The following is a 2,102-nucleotide window of genomic DNA, read 5'->3' as shown; positions in this document are numbered from 1 at the left end:
AAATCAAAACGGCGATTGAAGCGATAGGAGAATTCTGCAAGATAGCGCTGTGCATACTTGGCGTGATTGAATGCATGGTAGGTTCCGCTGAAGGCAGTCTTGAGATTGCCAAGAAGCGTATTGACCCAGCGAAACTCGGCACGCTGCACAGCAGATTTGCCACTTCCCACAATATGGCGCTCATGCTGCGCGGCTGTATGCGTAACCGCCCCGAAACACCCCAAACCATCAGATACGACTCGTGCAGTAGATGACAGACATTCAGCCGACCACTGTTTGAGCGCTTTATATGTAAAACCCGCTACGGGAGTCAAGCGTATATAAAGTGGCTTCCTCTCGCTGTTTGTTTGTATTGCCGCTACAAATGGCGTCTTACTTGCCGCGCCCCGCCCGCGCTTTCCCGGCCTTTCACCTCCCAGATAAGCATCGTCAACCTCCACGCGTCCATCCAGACGGCGTTGCTCTTCGCGCAGCAGCATGGTCTGTAACAGCTTATGCTTGATCGACCATGCCGTTTTGTAACTTACCCCCAGCTGACGTTTGAGTTCCAATGCACTGACCGCATTCTTGCTTTGCGTCATCAAGTAAATGGCCAGAAACCAGGTTCTTAGCGGTAATTTAGTATTTTCAAACACGGTGCCGACAATTGAAGAACATTGGTAGCCACAATCCAGGCATTCCCATAGCTTGCGGCCGTTATGGGTACAGGAATATCGCTCCCCATCGCAGCGCAGGCATCTCCAGCCATGTGGCCACCTCGCAGCAAACAATGCTGCTTCACATTGTGCTTCCGTGCCATATTGATGCAGAAATTCATGCAGTGACAGGCCTGCCTGAAACTGAATTTTATTCATCGCCATTGCCATCCTCCTCTGATTTTGCTACGTTTCTTCGCAATTTGTAGATTTTACAAAATTTCTGAGAGAAGTAACTAATCAGGAAAGTAAATAAGCAGTTTCCTGCTAAATGACCATTTACACAAAATTATTTACACCCCCGTTACGGAAGTTACTTACTTTTCTACGATCAAGGTAATGCTGCATTTTGTTGGAGGATACTCAAGTTCGATGCGATCTTGCTGTATTTTTCCGATGAGTTTAATCTCTGGATTCAATGCATTTTCAATAGCTAGCGCAGACTCTACTACGATTCCCTGATGTTTAAATTCTTCCTGAAAAAAACCATGAGCTACCTGAAGTGCAAATTTATCCTGATTGAATACTGTTTTTCCTTCTGCAAATCCAAGAGCCTTACAACCATGACTGACCTCCATCATATATTCTGTAGCGAGCTGCTGAAAACCACGTTGTTGAATGGCACTCGCATAAATACTAAGTTTTTCCTCGAAGAGAGTGATATAAGTTTTTGCGTTGGATGCATCGATAATTATCGGCTTATGCTGTTCAGTGATATGGACAGTCGCCCCAAAGTGCGCGAGCTTCGCAAGTTTTAAGTGATAACTGACGGCTAAGTAAGATAGGGCTAACATCTCTGGAGGAGCCACCAGGGCCTTTACATATAGCAGAGATGCCTCTTCTTCTGGATTGTGTTTTGAGGGGTTGTAGCCTCGCTCCCACATAGTAAGTGCATTGGTTCGGAATTTTTCATCTGTGGTTGCCAGCTTAAACCACTTACCTGCTTCACTAAGATTTTTGCTTACTCCTAAACCTGACAAATATAGATGACCCAAATAAAATTGCCCCTCTGGATTACCCTGTGAAGCGGCTTTACGAAACCATTTCTCTGCTTCTACATAGTTCTTGGTTACACCTTCACCCTTTAGGTACATAGCACCAAGTCTCCATTGCCCCTCCGGAAGCCCTTGCTCAGCCGCTTTACGATACCATTTCATCGCTTCAGCAAAATCCTGCGCGACTCCATCTCCTCGGCCGTACAATGTTCCAAGCGCTTCCTGGGCGAAAGGTTGTCCGAGTTCAGCGGCCTTAGAACCTGTTCAAAGTCTCCGAGTTATGAAAAGCTTGGGAGATGAGAAGAGATTATCCAAGTGATATCAAGTCGGAGCAATTCGAGGTTATCAGGCCTTTGCTGGAGAGTGCCCGCAAAAGGACAGCGCCACGTCAAGTAGATCTGTACGAGGTATT

At 46.5% G+C, this 2,102-nt stretch carries 2 protein-coding genes and 2 pseudogenes; 1 reads left to right on the top strand and 3 read right to left on the bottom strand.

Features of this window, described 5'->3' with window-relative positions:
* The 3 genes and pseudogenes from NSMM_RS00030 to NSMM_RS16680 all read right to left on the bottom strand — a co-directional run.
* A partial coding sequence (locus NSMM_RS00030; protein ID WP_090283384.1) for an IS1595 family transposase occupies window positions 1-860 on the bottom strand: 860 nt, incomplete at its 3' end.
* A gap of 152 nt (window positions 861-1,012) precedes the next feature.
* On the bottom strand, window positions 1,013-1,852 hold the full coding sequence (locus NSMM_RS00025; RefSeq protein WP_143001796.1) for a tetratricopeptide repeat protein: 840 nt from the start codon (window positions 1,850-1,852) through the stop codon (window positions 1,013-1,015).
* Window positions 1,832-1,909: pseudogene (locus NSMM_RS16680) on the bottom strand (SEL1-like repeat protein); the annotation flags it as partial. The gene NSMM_RS00025 and the pseudogene NSMM_RS16680, both read right to left, overlap by 21 nt.
* Before the next feature lie 77 nt (window positions 1,910-1,986).
* On the opposite strand from NSMM_RS16680, the pseudogene NSMM_RS14930 reads away from it, so the two are divergent.
* Window positions 1,987-2,102: pseudogene (locus tag NSMM_RS14930) on the top strand (IS5/IS1182 family transposase); the annotation flags it as partial.

Source organism: Nitrosomonas mobilis (genome assembly GCF_900103035.1).
Lineage (GTDB): Bacteria > Pseudomonadota > Gammaproteobacteria > Burkholderiales > Nitrosomonadaceae > Nitrosomonas > Nitrosomonas mobilis.
This window is presented reverse-complemented; position numbering and strand designations above follow the sequence as displayed.

What these genes read in the sequence shown, in the direction of transcription:
- NSMM_RS00025 (WP_143001796.1), bottom strand. Translation starts at nt 1,852, where the DNA reads ATGAAATGGTATCGTAAAGCGGCTGAGCAAGGGCTTCCGGAGGGGCAA.